Annotated in this window: 11 protein-coding genes and 1 pseudogene; 7 read left to right on the top strand and 5 right to left on the bottom strand. The window is 57.3% G+C overall.

Going from position 1 to position 14,071, the window contains the following annotated elements:
• Positions 1-271: 271 nt before the first annotated feature.
• From ASC96_RS06925 to ASC96_RS06915, 3 genes are all read right to left on the bottom strand, one after another.
• Positions 272-898, bottom strand: a complete 627-nt coding sequence (locus tag ASC96_RS06925) for a DUF922 domain-containing protein (protein WP_082511975.1) — start codon at positions 896-898, stop codon at positions 272-274.
• 107 nt (positions 899-1,005) lie between these two features.
• Entirely contained in the window at positions 1,006-1,704 is a 699-nt protein-coding gene (locus tag ASC96_RS06920; protein ID WP_112834661.1) for an SMC-Scp complex subunit ScpB, read from the bottom strand.
• A gap of 2 nt (positions 1,705-1,706) precedes the next feature.
• On the bottom strand, positions 1,707-2,669 hold the full coding sequence (locus tag ASC96_RS06915; RefSeq protein WP_060502310.1) for a DUF1403 family protein: 963 nt from the start codon (positions 2,667-2,669) through the stop codon (positions 1,707-1,709).
• Positions 2,670-3,003: 334 nt separating this feature from the next.
• On the opposite strand from ASC96_RS06915, the gene ASC96_RS06910 reads away from it, so the two are divergent.
• From ASC96_RS06910 to repC, 6 genes and pseudogenes are all read left to right on the top strand, one after another.
• The gene (locus ASC96_RS06910) at positions 3,004-3,258 is read left to right on the top strand and encodes a type II toxin-antitoxin system Phd/YefM family antitoxin (protein WP_060502309.1); all 255 of its coding nucleotides are present in this window, start codon (positions 3,004-3,006) and stop codon (positions 3,256-3,258) included.
• On the top strand, positions 3,258-3,662 hold the full coding sequence (locus tag ASC96_RS06905; RefSeq protein WP_060502308.1) for a type II toxin-antitoxin system VapC family toxin: 405 nt from the start codon (positions 3,258-3,260) through the stop codon (positions 3,660-3,662). Before ASC96_RS06910 ends, ASC96_RS06905 begins: the two co-directional genes overlap by 1 nt.
• Positions 3,663-3,672: 10 nt before the next feature.
• Positions 3,673-4,760, top strand: a pseudogene (locus tag ASC96_RS06900) (tyrosine-type recombinase/integrase).
• Between the two features lie 959 nt (positions 4,761-5,719).
• Positions 5,720-6,919 carry a plasmid partitioning protein RepA gene (gene repA, locus ASC96_RS06890; protein WP_060502306.1) on the top strand — a complete coding sequence of 400 codons (1,200 nt, stop codon included), beginning with the start codon at positions 5,720-5,722 and terminating at the stop codon, positions 6,917-6,919.
• Between the two features lie 3 nt (positions 6,920-6,922).
• The gene (repB, locus tag ASC96_RS06885; protein WP_060502305.1) at positions 6,923-7,948 is read left to right on the top strand and encodes a plasmid partitioning protein RepB; all 1,026 of its coding nucleotides are present in this window, start codon (positions 6,923-6,925) and stop codon (positions 7,946-7,948) included.
• A 153-nt stretch (positions 7,949-8,101) separates the two neighbouring features.
• Positions 8,102-9,316: a plasmid replication protein RepC gene (repC, locus tag ASC96_RS06880; protein ID WP_060502304.1), complete on the top strand. Its 1,215-nt coding sequence runs from the start codon at positions 8,102-8,104 to the stop codon at positions 9,314-9,316.
• 41 nt (positions 9,317-9,357) lie between these two features.
• On the opposite strand, the gene ASC96_RS06875 is transcribed toward repC, so the two are convergent.
• Positions 9,358-11,355, bottom strand: coding sequence for an EAL domain-containing protein (locus tag ASC96_RS06875; protein ID WP_060502303.1), 1,998 nt, complete (start codon positions 11,353-11,355; stop codon positions 9,358-9,360).
• 306 nt (positions 11,356-11,661) lie between these two features.
• On the opposite strand from ASC96_RS06875, the gene ASC96_RS06870 reads away from it, so the two are divergent.
• On the top strand, positions 11,662-12,705 hold the full coding sequence (locus ASC96_RS06870; protein WP_060502302.1) for a class I SAM-dependent methyltransferase: 1,044 nt from the start codon (positions 11,662-11,664) through the stop codon (positions 12,703-12,705).
• A 34-nt stretch (positions 12,706-12,739) separates the two neighbouring features.
• Here ASC96_RS06870 and ASC96_RS06865 read toward each other — a convergent pair whose 3' ends face one another.
• Positions 12,740-14,017 (bottom strand): L-fuconate dehydratase, encoded by a 1,278-nt coding sequence (locus tag ASC96_RS06865; protein WP_060502301.1) that lies wholly within the window; start codon positions 14,015-14,017, stop codon positions 12,740-12,742.
• Positions 14,018-14,071 lie beyond the last annotated feature (54 nt).

Here is a 14,071-nt window from a genome sequence, read left to right as displayed (position 1 = left end):
TATTTTCTCAGATTGAGGCAGATTTTCAAACCCGTCAATCGAAATCCGCAAAATCACTGGTTTTATGAAATTCATTTTCATGATCCTTCATGTGCAATGGCTCTAAACAAGGAAAATTATTCATAACCAGGCCCGCGGTGCCCTTGAATTGTGAAGACGTGCCACGGCATGCCGAGGAGTGCGTTCGACAGGGGCAGTCATCTGGCATGGCTGAGAAGTGCCGCGCTTTCAAACGACGGAGGAATATGGCTGCGGCGCCTTTGCAGGCTACCTATTGCCCATTGACCAGAGCAAGGACGAGCTGATGGATATTGCCGCCGTTGCTGAGTTCGGCCCGGTCGAAGTCCCGGCTCTGTTGCCGCTGGGCCCGTGAGAGTTCACCAAGACGAGCGGTCAATTCCGTGCGGATCTTCTGGCACTTTGGGTCATCGGCGACTGAAAGACCCACGGAAACGGCTTCAATCTTCTTTACCATATCCTTGATGAGATCGCCGTGCACAAGTTCATGCTGGCGTACCCCCGAAATGAAGGTGTCCCATCTTTTCGCAACCGGGGCCGGCAAGCGTTCCGCCGGTTTTGGCAAGACATAGGTTATGATCAGCTTGGGCCGTGCGACAGCCAGAACACAAGCAGTGCCACGCGGCTCATATTTCCGGGTCCAGGTCAGTTTGAAATTGGTGACGGCCATGGCCCGGCCGGCAGTTCCGATTTTTGGGCCACGTTCACCAATGGAGGCGTACAATTCGGCGCCGGTCTTGCCGGCAACGGAATAGGGCTGCACGTTTTCGACGGCCTGCCAGTTTGCCTGTGCAATATTTGGTATCAGGGCCATACAACCCGCCAGCAAACTCAAAAAACGAATGGGGTTCACGGGCGCTCTTTCAAAATTGTGCTGCATTATTCGTTCGCGATCACCGGGCAGGCGCTGTTTGCGATGAGGCCGTCCGCCGACCGGTTGTCGATTGTGAACCGGTTTTGCCCCCGATGGAAAGAGCCGGCGCGAGGTTAATCATCCTCATCGTCTTCGGTGATCTTCGTTCCCATCATATCTGCATCATCAGCCACTCTTTTCCGATTGAGCAAGCCGCTGTCCTCGAGCATTTCGATATCCGGCAGATCACGCAGGGTGTCGAAACCGAATGTCGACAGGAACGCAGGTGTTGTGACGTAGGTATAGGGTGCACCCGGCGTTGGGCTACGTGGGCCGGAGGTGATGAGCTTTGCCTGGCGCAGGCCGGCAATCGTGTCCCGGCTGACTTCCTTGCCGAACATGGCCGACAACTCACCGCGCGTCACTGGCTGATAGTAACCGATCGCAATCAGAATAATCGCCTCTTGCTGGCTGAATCCTGCCATCGGCTGCGTGGCCGCACCTGCTGCCCGGATCGCCGGCGCATAGGCGGCTTTTGTCCTGTGGTGCCAACCGCCCGCGACAGAAACCAAGTCAAACGGCCGGCCGCGCAATTCCTCGCGGATGTCGTCGATGATCAGGTCGATATTGCATTCTTGACCAACAATCCGGGCAAGGGTCGCACGATCGACAGGGGTGGCCGAAGCAAAGATCACCGCTTCTATACGGTTCATCCATTCGCGCCAGCGGAGCGCCGGTGACAGGGATACCAGTTCGCGATCGAACAGTGCGATGTCTTGACCTGCTGCTTTCCGTTTGCGCCCTCCGGTTTTGGCAATATCCTGTCCAGACATGGTCATAAGCCGTAAATGCGAAAGGTGGAGCGCCCTGACAGTTCCCGTACACCGCCGAGCATTTCAAGACGCTCAAACAACCGGCGGCTAGCCCAGCGGGAAAGATTGCCGTTGGTCGCGGAGGCCGACAGCGCATCCTCATCGAGCAATTGCTGCAGGACGGTTTCTGCGCCCTTGGTCCGCACTTTGGGTGCCACGGCTAGGAATTGCTCGGCACGGCGGTTGATCTCCACCGCCTGGCGGATCGCCTCACGTGCGCCTTGAACGAGAGCGAGGCAGACGGATCGGGCAAACGCCTCCTCATCGGGCCTTATGCGTCCCCTCCCCCCGGTCATCCTGAAGGCTGGTTCGTAGCGCTGCGCCATCAGCAGCGGAACAGGCCTTTGCCAGTTGAGCTTTTTCGCCAAAACCCAGTCCGCCAGCCACCAGCCAAGAATTTCCGCGTCCGGACGAAGACGCCATACCGTCGTTACCAGTTCAGCCACGACAAAAGGTGCGGCCCGCCCGTCCTGGGCCAAGTCGCCGGTGAGCTGGGAGAACTCCGCTAGCCTATCGTCCCATTTCAGTGCGAGGAGATCGGCGATGTCCCGCAATGTTTTTTCGTCGACCAGTTCACAATTCTGGGTGCTATGCGCCGACAATCTTTTATAGGCCAGGAAAATATTGCCGGCCGGCCCTGCATCGCCACCCGGCGCGCGCAACAAAACGGCATCACGTAGCGCGGGCTCATCTTCCGTCCGCCCCGTCAACCGTACTGCCGTAACCGCACATCTCAACCCGAGGCGCTGGCGCCAGGCGCCGGACCAGGCTGGCTCCGAGCGCACCAACTGGTCCAATGAACTCAGGGCCGCTCCCGCCATGAACGCCACATCGGCATCATTCGGCTCCCCGCGAGATTTGACCCACCCAGGTATGACCGGCAGGGGAATCGTTGTAGAAAGCGTGGGGACTGATCTCGAATCCATAGGCGAAGCTTATTCGAGAGGGGCGGTTTTAACCAGAGTAAATGTCAAAACCGCACAGGAGCCTTCTAAACGAAAACGACTGATAATATTAGTTTGCCGTTTGTTTGGTTTGGACCGCCTCAAATTTCTCGGAAGCAAGAGCGATTGCTTGCGACTGATCATTATCTCTCGGCAACCGTAGCCATATCGTAAATACGCCGATCGGTCCCCGGGCCCTCCCCTCCCCCAGCATGCGGGGGTTATTGAGCGGGCGGCGGATTGTTTTGACTCAAACCGCCTTGTTTTCAGCATTTTACACCGGTATCTAGCTAGACAGGCTAGATTGGAGCGGAACATGGAATGGCAGTTACAGGATGCGAAGAACCAATTCTCAAAAGTGGTTCAGAAAGCGAAATTCGAGGGTCCGCAGATTGTGACCTTACGTGGCGAGCGGGCTGCAATCGTGCTGTCGGCCAGAGATTATGATGCACTGAAAGCTGGGCGACCGACGCTTGTCGATGATCTTCTTGCAGCACCACCATGGGACGACTCTTCTGCCGACAGTATTTCGGCCCGCGAACGGTCGCCCAGCCGGAGCCCGGTGTTCTGATGTATCTGGTCGATACGAGCGTTATCTCCGAGGCGATCCGCGGTGCGCCAGAAGCGGTTGCCTGGTTGCGCGCGCAGGATTCGGCCGCCATCTACATCAGCGTGGTTACGATTGGCGAAATCATGCGCGGCATCGCCCAGAAGCAGGCGACGGATCGGAGAACTGCAGCGCATCTCGCTGAATGGTTGCGCAAACTCCGGCATGACCATACGGCGCAGATACTCCCGGTCACCGATCAGGTGGCTGTCGAATGGGGTCGGCTTGCCGCCCTTCGGCCGTGGAGTGACATGGACGGGTTGATCGCAGCCACTGCGATCGTTCATGATCTTGTTGTCGTTACGCGCAACGGCGCTGACTTTACCGGCGTCGGCCTATTGGTCGTCAATCCGTGGGATCTCGCTTGATGGTGTTGATATGACCGCTGACGAAAACGGGACTGCCGCTCCCGAGGCTGGCTCCAACGCTCCTCTCGATGGGCGCATCGACGAGACCCCGGCTCAACGGCCTGCTTCTCGTCCTGCCCGTCTCGATGGTCCTGGCGTCCATGTCCACGGTGGCGTCGAGGCTACCGGCTCCGCCAATACGCGGCGTGCCTATGCGAGTGATTGGAAGCATTTTTCCGCCTGGTGCCGGCGCCAGTCACTCTCTTCCGTTCCCCCGGAGCCGCAGAATGTCGGGCTATACCTCTCCGCTTGTGCCTCCGGTACTGTTGGTGGGAATAGAAAGCCAAACTCGGCTTCGACGATCGAGCGCCGGCTTTCCTCCTTGACCTGGAATTACGCCCAGCGCGGTCAATCGCTCGACCGCAAGGACCAGCATATTGCGGGGGTAATGGCTGGCATCCGCAACAGCAATGCACGGCCGCCGATGCAGAAGGAAGCGGTGACGCCGGAAGACATCAGCGCCATGCTTGAGACGCTCGACCGGGGAACGCTCCGCGGGTTGCGGGACCGGGCGATGCTGCTGATCGGTTTCGCTGGCGGCCTTCGCCGCTCGGAAATTGTCGGGCTGGATGTCGGGAAGAACCAGACGGAGGACGGCCGTGGCTGGATCGAGATTCTCGACAAGGGGCTGATTGTCACTTTGCGGGGGAAAACCGGTTGGCGTGAAGTTGAGATCGGCCGCGGCTCGTCTGACGCCGCCTGCCCGGTCGCCGCGCTCGGTACGTGGCTGACCCTGTCGCGCATCGCGCACGGCCCTCTTTTCCGGCGCGTAACCGGTCAAGGCAAAGCCGTGGGTGCTGACCGGTTGAATGATCAGGAAGTTGCCCGCCTGGTCAAACGCACGGCGCTGGCTGCCGGTGTCCGCGGAGATCTTGCGGAGGGCGAGCGGGCACTCAAATTCTCCGGCCACTCGTTGCGTGCCGGACTTATTTCCTCGGCTGAGCTCGATGAGCGCCCGGTACAAAAATAACTCGGCCGGGCCTCTGTCGAAATGACCCGCAAGCATCGGCGCCGCCGTGACCGGTTGAGGACAACCTGACGACAGCTACTGGCTTTTGAACGGCTGTTGCGACGTCACGGAAGGCCCGGAGAGCAAGTCTGATTGGGGCAGATTCTCTTGCTCGAATTGCGACGCAGACATCTCCTGACGAAGCGCGAGGAGGAGGAGGACCGGCGGCTTGCCGGTTGTCGCAAGCAAGGTGCGAAGCTGGCCGACCAACTTCACCACCGATGGGCTCCAACTGTGTTACTGGCTTCGGCGTCGCAAGATTGACTGCAAGTCAACCGCGCTTCAAGGCGTCGAGCGGATCGCGTTGTGATGTGCAGGATGACAAGTGCGAATGAACCTCTGGCGCTACAAGCCCGGATTCTTCATTTAGCAGCTGGGATCAGAAAGGACGATTCCCGTAGGGTGACGGCGTTCCGTGAAGACTAGCATTCGGCGCGCTATCCTTACTTGATGGCCTGCACGCGAAATTCGGAATGGCGAACTGTCTCTGGTCAGACGTTTTATCCACTGTCATTTAAAGTCACCTTCTGCGGTAGAGTAAGCGGCGGATGAAGCCGGGAAACTCTCCTTCCGATTTTGCAGAAGTTGTACATGTACAACACACCCGGCCCGTCATCTTTGGTTATATTCCGGGCGAAAACGAGCCATCAAATTCGTATGCCGAGTGCCGCCGTCAACAGCGTCTGGTGGGCATGGCTGAGGACTATGGGACCATCGGCCGGAGGGCGCGGGCCAATCGGGGAATCGTGGTTTTTGGACAATTGAAGGAGAGGGAGGGCAGGCGACAGGCCAGTGCATATTCCGGGGGAAACTCGCGGTTCGAGCCAACCAGCTATCGCGTGGCGGCGAGTTGTACATGTACAACGAAAAATGTCCCGAGTCGTGATGCTGTTGGTTAATCTCCTGTTAACGAAAAAGACTTTGCCACGCCGGATAGAATCGGGCCTAATGAGATCAGCGCATTTTGAGCGCTTATTAAAAAATAAGCGCGGATTGAGTCGGGGACAATATGTTGAACATCGCAGGCAATAAAAATGGTGAGAGCCTGCGCTCTCTGATCTCGTCCGACGCCGAGGAATTGTCGCGCCAGCTGCAGGCACACCAGCAGCGAACATTCCCGCCTACTGCTCAAAAAAGCATTCGCCAATTCACGCCTGCCGAAGCCGCCGATTTCATCGGTATTCACCAGGGCTATCTTCGCCAGATCGTTGCGGATGGACATGGTCCCGAACCGCTGGCGAATGGCCGCCGTCAATATTCGGTTCAGGATATCGAGAACCTTCGCCATCTTCTTGATGATGGAGGGAAGGGGCCTCGCAAATATGTCCGCCATCGCCGTGACGGCGAAAAGCTCCAGGTCATCTCGGTGATGAACTTCAAGGGTGGCTCCGGCAAAACCACCACGTCGGCGCATTTGGCGCAATTTCTTGCTCTGCGTGGCTATCGGGTTCTCGCGATTGACCTTGATCCGCAGGCGTCACTATCGGCACTGTTCGGTCATCAGCCTGAATTCGACGTCGGAGAGAACGAGACGCTGTACGGCGCCATACGCTACGACGGTGCGAGGCGGGACGTAACAGATATAGTCCGGGCGACCTATACGCCCAATCTCCACATCATTCCGGGCAATCTGGAACTGATGGAGTTCGAGCATGAAACACCCAAGGCTCTTGCCGGCCGGCACAAGACAGACTCCATGTTCTTTGCCCGCATTGGGGAATGCCTTGCCGAGATCGAAAGCGCCTATGACATCGTGGTGATCGATTGCCCGCCGCAGCTCGGATTCCTGACGCTATCGGCGCTCTGCGCAGCCACGGCGGTTCTCATTACTGTGCACCCGCAGATGCTGGATGTCATGTCGATGAGCCAGTTCCTGCATATGACCGGTGACCTTTTGTCGGTTGTCGAAGAAGCCGGTGGCTCGATGGACTACGACTGGATGCGATATCTTGTGACGCGTTATGAGCCGAACGACGGACCGCAATCTCAGATGTCTGGGTTCATGCGCTCCATCTTCGGAAACCGGGTTCTGGAAAATTCGATGGTCAAGTCGACGGCCATTTCGGATGCGGGGCTGACCAAGCAAACGCTATACGAAGTGGACAGGAACCAGTTCACGCGAGGCACATATGACCGTGCGCTCGAATCCCTCACTGCCGTGAATACGGAAATAGAGGATCTCATCAAGCGGACATGGGGAAGGAAGTAATTCATGGCCCGTAAGAACGTTTTCAACCTGATCGAATCGGATGTGACCTCGGCCGTGGAGAATGAGCCGGCGTTCACAAATTCCCGTCCGCTCGCAGGCTTTGAAAAGCCGTTGAAACGCGCAAGCCCCGTCGGGGCGATATCCCAGTCGCTCGGAGGCGTTCATGAGAAGGCGCAGCGCGTCGATGCGCTGGAGAAGCAGCTTGCCCAAGGACAGGCGATCGTTGAACTGGACACTTCAGTGGTGGACAGTTCATTCGTTGTCGACCGGCTCGGAGTCAGTTCCGAGGATCAGGAGCTTCTGATTTCGCAGATTCGTGAACACGGGCAACAAGTCCCAATTCTTGTCCGTCCGCATCCAGAGAGGGAAGGGCGCTTTCAAGTTGCCTATGGCCACCGGCGGCTTGCCGCCGTCAAGACTATCGGCGGCCCCATCCGCGCCGTTATCCGCGACCTGACGGACGAACAGCTGGTCGTCAGCCAGGGGCAGGAAAACAACGCCCGCACAGACCTGACATTTATCGAGCGGTCTTTCTTTGCTTCACGCCTGGAGGAACGAAACTTCAGCCGCGATGTGATCATGTCTGCACTGGGGGTCGATAAAGCAGCCCTTTCACGCATGATCGCGCTTGTGAACCGGCTTCCGGCTGAACTGATCGAGGCGATCGGTGCCGCTCCCGGTTTTGGCCGAACACGCTGGGCCGAGCTTGCCGATCTGATCGAAGACAAAAGCCGGAGAGAAAAAGCCCTCGAATCGCTTCTCGCTCCTGGCTTTGGCGACCTGACATCCGATGCGCGTTTCCAGGCGGTCTACGACCGGCTGCGAGAGAGCAAGGATAAGGCACGAAGCGCTTTCTGGAATGCCGGCACGCAGCGGAAGGCCGTGAGAATATCCGAAACGGGCGACGCATTGAAACTCGTGTTCGACAAGACGGTAGAGCCTGATTTCGGCGCTTATGTCGAAGGTAAGCTCTCCGCGCTTTATGCAGATTTCGTACAATCGAAAGAGACAACAGGAACAGGAGACTGAACCGCAAAAGAAAAAGGCCCCCAAACGTTTCCGTCGTGGAAGCCCTTCTCTGAAGTTTCGCAGCTAGAGAATCACATTTTCACGAATCATAGTCAAGAGTCTTTGGCATCGTTTTGGTGAGCAGATTTCTTTTGCCTGTTACAAGGTGAAGAAATGCAGGTTGGAAGTGTGACGACGCCCTTTGGGCGGCGGCCGATGACGCTTGCCATGGTGGCAAATCAAGTTTTAGGCCAGGAATTGGAGCCGGAAAAGTCGGCCGACAAATGGAAACTCTATCGTGCTTTGTGCGAGGCAAAATCGCGCCTCGGCGTAACAGACCGTGCTTTGGCCGTTATGAATGCTCTTTTGAGCTTTTACCCGAAGAATGAGCTGTCGGCGAACAACGGCCTGGTCGTGTTCCCGTCCAACACGCAGCTCTCGCTGCGTGCGCATGGAATGGCCGAGCAAACACTGCGCCGGCATCTGGCGGTTCTCATCGAGGCGGGACTTCTGTCGCGCAAGGACAGTGCCAATGGCAAGCGCTATGCACGTCGTGACCGGGCAGGGGCGATCGACGAGGCTTTTGGCTTTTCACTGGCACCGCTACTGGCGCGGGCAGACGACATCGAGCGTCTCGCTGACGAGGTTGTTGCCGAGCGGCTTCATATCCAGCGGCTACGTGAGCGATTGACCATCTGCAGCCGTGACGTATCGAAATTGATTGAGACTGCTCTGGAAGAGGGCGTCCCGGGCGATTGGATGACCACCCATGTACATTACAGAGCCCTCCTGACAGTACTCCCACGCAAACCGACGGCCGTGGAACTGACCGTGGCGCTGGAGCAACTTGGGGCATTGAGGGACGAAACGGCTAACCAGCTGGAAATGCGAATTAATAGACAGAAAATAAGCGGCAATGCCTTACAGAATGAGCGGCACATACAGAATTCAAATCCCGACTCTATTTCTGAATCTGAACCTGCTATCAGAAAAAAGCAGGGTGAAAATTCAATAAATCATCGGCAACAGCCGCGCGAGCCGATAAAGGCATTCCCGCTGAACATGGTGCTGACGGCATGCCCGGAAATCATCATGTACGGGCCGGGCGGGGGCATTTCCAGCTGGCGTGATCTCATGAACGCCGCTGTGGTCGTGAGATCCATGCTCGGCGTCAGTCCGAGCGCCTATCAGCAGGCTTGCGAAATTCTTGGCCCTGAAAACGCAGCGGCGGTCATGGCGTGCATTCTGGAGCGGGGTGGCCTGATCAATTCGGCAGGAGGCTATCTTCGGAATCTAACAGGCAAAGCTGAAAAGGGCGAGTTTTCGCTGGGTCCGATGTTGATGGCGCTGATGCGGGCAAATGCTCCCGGAGACCGGAAGGCTGGGTAGGCAAAGTCGTGTTATTTGACTGTCGGCGGTGGCGTTGCTGTCTAAGCCGGCCTGCGCAGACGGGGCGCTTGATCGTCTATAGGAGGTGGCGAATGGAAATCCTCAGGAGGGGCTGGGCGCCCGACATGAAACCCCTGGACCTGGTCGATGCGGAATTCGCGCATAAGCTCAAGCTGCTCATCCGTTTCGACGCCTTCGACCAGAATTTTATGTCCCCGATTGCGAACCAACCCGATAATATCCTGCAGCATGGCCTTACCTCTCGGAGTGCTGCTGTCGTGCAGAAACGAACGGTCGATCTTGACGGTGTCGAAATCGATCAGGCGAAGCCAGGAAAGGCCGGCAAAGCCTGTGCCGAAATCATCAAGCCAAATTCGAATGCCCAGCATCTTCAAATCACTGATGCAGCGCAGGATGTCCGAATTCATTTCCATTTCGAGACCTTCGGTGATCTCAAAGGCGAGCCGCCCGCCGGCAACGCCGGTCTCGCCAAGGATCGCAGCGACGGATGTGGCAAAACCCGGTGTCTTCAGCTGAATAGGCGACACGTTGACGCTGACGACACGAACGTGATTGTCGATCAGCAGTTCGGCGCAGACTGTCCGGATCGCCCAATATCCAAGGTTCAGGATGGCCCCCGTCCGCTCCGCTATCGGGATAAACAGGCCGGGAGAAACCGCGGTTCCGTCAAGCATCGTCAGGCGCATAAGAGCCTCGACGGCTTCAACGCGGCCGGACGAGACATTGCGGATCGGTTGATAGACCAACGATACGAGGTTCTGGCTGGTGGCAATTTTCAAGAGAGCCGCGATATTTTCGCTTTCATCACTGCTATGGGGATCATTGGGGTCGAACAGCTTGGCGCAGTTGCGGCCGCTCGCTTTGGCACCGTACAGGGCGCGGTCGGCCTCATGGATGATCTTTTCGAGCTTCGTGCCGGCCTGGCTTCGCGTAAACGCAGCCCCGACACTGACCGTGACGATCGACATGCCATCGCGGCGCTGCTGGTGCAGCAGACCCATGTTTTCGACGGTCCGGCAGATGTTTTCCGCCAGTTCTGAAACCTGCTCCAGCGTTTCCACACGCGCGAGCACAATGAACTCCTCGCCGCCATAGCGCCCGATCGAGCCGTTATGCTGCTTGATCGAATCGGCAAGGGCATCGGCAACCAGGATGAGGCAACGATCGCCTTCCTGATGGCCATAGCAGTCATTGTACTTCTTGAAGAAATCGACATCGATGAGGATTGCCGCAAAACTGGTGCCGTATTTCTGCCAGCCGCTCCAGTAGTCCCTCAGCCGTTGATCGATGGCACGGCGGTTTTCCAGTCCGGTCAGCGGGTCGGTATTCGACAGTCTAAGTAAGGCATCGCCTCGTTCGGACGCCTCCTTTTGCTGAACCTTTGCCTCAAGGGCGTTCAGGAAGACCTTGTAGCGTTCTCTGTTCAGCTTCCAGTTGACGTAGGAGGTGAAGACGAAGCAGGAGATGCAAAATGTGCCGAATGCGAGCTTATAGGAAGGATCTACCACCGGAAATGACTGCAATGCGGCCAGGAAAATAAGAAGAATGACTGCCGATGCGATCAGAGAAAGGCGGAACTGGAAGCTGAAGAACAGATTGACGCTCATCATGAAGATCGCGCCGAAGACCATGTAGTAGGAAATGCTGATGGTGTCCGCGGTCATGAGCGACGGATACAGCCAACCGGCATAGGCAACGACAAGGCCGGTTGCACAGGTCGTATCAATGATATCTGCGCTGGCATTCCAGCGGACCTCGGCTTCCAGCAGGAAGAAAGCAATCGTCCCGATGACGAAACGGGATGCGATTACGTATTTGGCAACGTCTGGAACGAGCAGGATGTCGGTAATGGAAAACAGCAGGTAGACCGCAATCGCGATCCACATTCCCTGCCGGGTATCGTGGCGCCGCGTGCTCTGGCCTTCTTCACGGTAGAGTGTGCGAAGCTCCGCCGATGCCGGTCTCGGCGGCTCAGCATTGAGATCAATCTCCACTACATCGGCCAGCGTGTGCTTCATGCACGTTCCATGGGGTTGCGTCGCATCCTTCCACCCTTGAACTGCCCTTATCGGTACTGCCACCACCCGATGCATATGCACGCGCAGGGCAGCGAGGCAGCCCAGCAAGAAAAGGCAGCACTTTTCGGCACAATATTGGACGTACATTAAGTTTTCCTGAATTTGCCGAAGGTTAGCGGGTCGGTGCGGTAAACCCAACTGATACGCGAGCGCGTTAACCATGCCATGCGGATACGTGCAATTTCGATTGGCACTGCACTCGTTTTTCCCCATAATGTTAATGATCTATTAACGCACGAGGCTCGAGTGACCCAAATCAAGATAGCTTTTGACGGCGAAAGCCTAATCACCCCTGCGGCGATAACCTCTGAACTATCCTCCTCCCAAAACGAACTTCACTATGAGCAACTGGCCACTGGCCGCGTAGAGGTTGCGCTTGCGCTGAAAATTGCGCAGCAACAGATCCAGGAGGATCAAAATCCGGCGTTGATCATCCATCGTCTGATCGGCGTACTTCACGAAACGCGCCGCCGATATCATCACAATGTCTGGCAGGAATTGATCCCGATCGTTCAGAATCATCCGGTCGCGGATTTCTTCCATCAGGATCCCTTCACGCGCTGGTCCTTCGTGAAGCCCCGTGGCTATTCCGGTGATGCGCAGCTGATCGATTTCATCTATGGGCACCCGAGCGTTGCGGACGAAATCGCCAAGGCGTCGCCGCTGGGCAAGGAACTCTATGGCTATACCAGCCAGTCCCCTTCGCCAGTTGCCGTGCGCGAACGGCGCGATCTCCTAACGCGCTATGTGGATGAAATCGCAACAGAAAAAGGTCCAGAGACCGAAATCCTGACGGTGGCAGCTGGCCATCTTCGCGAGGCCGATAACTCCGTCGCTCTGCGGGAAAAGCGGATCAAGCGTTGGGTGGCCCTGGACCAGGACCCGCTTAGTGTTGGTTCGATGGTCCGTGACTTCAACGGCACATGCGTCGAGGCGATCGACGGCTCCGTTCGCGGCCTGCTGACGAAATCGCACAAGCTTGGCAAGTTCGACTTCATCTATGCGGCAGGTCTCTATGACTATCTCGCCGACAAGGTGGCGATCAAGCTGACGCAGACCTGCCTGGATATGCTGAAGCCGAACGGCGTGTTTCTGTTCGCGAATTTCTCGCGCGACGTCGATGACGACGGCTATATGGAAACCTTCATGAACTGGGCGCTATTGCTGCGTTCGGATGTGGAAATGTGGAACATCATCAATGCCAGCGCCGACCGTAATTCGGTCGAGGCGCGCGTGGAATTCGGCGAAAACCGGCACATCGTTTACGGCATCATCCGCAAACGCAGCTAAGGTTTGAGGGGGCGGGATAACCGCCCCCAGCCTCTCAACCTTTGAACAGATACTGCTCAATCGAGGCCGGCTTCATCTCGATCGAGAATCCTGCGGCCTTGGGCGGCATATAGGCTGCATTCTCGATGATGCAGGGCTCCAGAAAATGTTCGTGCAGGTGGTCAACATATTCGATCACCCGGCCATCCTTGGTGCCGGATACGGTGATATAGTCGATCATCGAAAGGTGCTGGACATATTCGCAAAGGCCGACGCCTCCGGCATGCGGCCAGACCGGCAGGTCATATTTGGCTGCAATCAGAAGAACCGCCAGCACCTCGTTCAATCCGCCCATACGGCATGAATCGATCTGGACGATGTCGATCGCGCCCTCGGCGATGAACTGCTTGAACATGATGCGGTTCTGGCACATCTCGCCGGTCGCGACCTTGACGGCGCCAATGCCGGCGCGGATCTTGCGATGCCCGGCAACATCGTCGGGGCTGGTCGGCTCCTCGATGAAGAAGGGCTTGGCGAATGCCAGCTTGTTCACCCAGTCGATGGCCTCATTGACTTCCCAGACCTGGTTGGCGTCAATCATCAGATAACGATCAGGACCGATGACTTCACGGGCGATGCGCAGGCGGCGGATATCGTCCTCAAGATCGCGGCCAACCTTCATCTTGACGTGGTTGAAGCCTGCATCGATCGCTTCCTGGCAAAGGCGGCGCAATTTCTCGTCGTCATAGCCGAGCCAGCCGGCGGATGTCGTATAGCAGGCGTAACCTTCGGCCTCGAGTGTCGCGATGCGCTCTGCCTTGCCGGTTTCGGCGCGCTTGAGGATCGCGACGGCCTCGTCGCGGGTCAACACATCGGTCAGATAGCGATAGTCGACGATGTCAGCGATCTCTTCGGCCGGCATGTCGGCAATGAGACGCCAGACAGGTTTTCCCGCCTGCTTGGCGAGCAGGTCCCAGACCGCATTTACGACGGCGCCGGTGGCAAGATGCATGGCGCCCTTGTCGGGTCCGATCCAGCGCAACTGGCTGTCGCCGGTCAGATGCCGCCAGTATTTGCCGGGATGAGCGAGGACGTCAGCAAGTTCGGTCCCGACGACCAGGTGCTTCATCGCATTGATTGCCGCGCAGCAGATCTCGTTGCCGCGGCCGATGGTGAAGGTCAGGCCGTGACCCGAAAGCCCATCCGTGTCGGTGTCGAGAATGACGTAGGCGGCGGAGTAATCCGGATCGGGGTTCATCGCATCCGAACCGTCAAGGCTTTGCGAGGTGGGGAAGCGAAGGTCGAACACGCGGAGATCGGTGATGCGGGTCATGGGTTTGCTCCGAAAAGATATGGCGGCAGGCTGTCGTCGTGGGATTTCGAATTG

Origin of the sequence: Rhizobium sp. Root1204 (assembly GCF_001424965.1) — a bacterium.
Classification (GTDB): Bacteria; Pseudomonadota; Alphaproteobacteria; order Rhizobiales; family Rhizobiaceae; genus Pararhizobium.
Note: the sequence above shows the minus strand (reverse complement) of the source record. Positions and strands in the feature narration are given on the sequence as shown.

Bases quoted from the DNA above. Each gene is read 5' to 3' on its own strand.
- repA (WP_060502306.1), top strand. From the start codon at position 5,720: ATGTTGAACATCGCAGGCAATAAAAATGGTGAGAGCCTGCGCTCTCTG.
- ASC96_RS06925 (WP_082511975.1), bottom strand. From the start codon at position 898: ATGCAGCACAATTTTGAAAGAGCGCCCGTGAACCCCATTCGTTTTTTG.
- repC (WP_060502304.1), top strand. From the start codon at position 8,102: ATGCAGGTTGGAAGTGTGACGACGCCCTTTGGGCGGCGGCCGATGACG.
- ASC96_RS06905 (WP_060502308.1), top strand. From the start codon at position 3,258: ATGTATCTGGTCGATACGAGCGTTATCTCCGAGGCGATCCGCGGTGCG.
- ASC96_RS06865 (WP_060502301.1), bottom strand. From the start codon at position 14,017: ATGACCCGCATCACCGATCTCCGCGTGTTCGACCTTCGCTTCCCCACC.
- ASC96_RS06875 (WP_060502303.1), bottom strand. From the start codon at position 11,355: ATGAAGCACACGCTGGCCGATGTAGTGGAGATTGATCTCAATGCTGAG.
- repB (WP_060502305.1), top strand. From the start codon at position 6,923: ATGGCCCGTAAGAACGTTTTCAACCTGATCGAATCGGATGTGACCTCG.
- ASC96_RS06915 (WP_060502310.1), bottom strand. From the start codon at position 2,669: ATGGATTCGAGATCAGTCCCCACGCTTTCTACAACGATTCCCCTGCCG.
- ASC96_RS06920 (WP_112834661.1), bottom strand. From the start codon at position 1,704: ATGTCTGGACAGGATATTGCCAAAACCGGAGGGCGCAAACGGAAAGCA.
- ASC96_RS06910 (WP_060502309.1), top strand. From the start codon at position 3,004: ATGGAATGGCAGTTACAGGATGCGAAGAACCAATTCTCAAAAGTGGTT.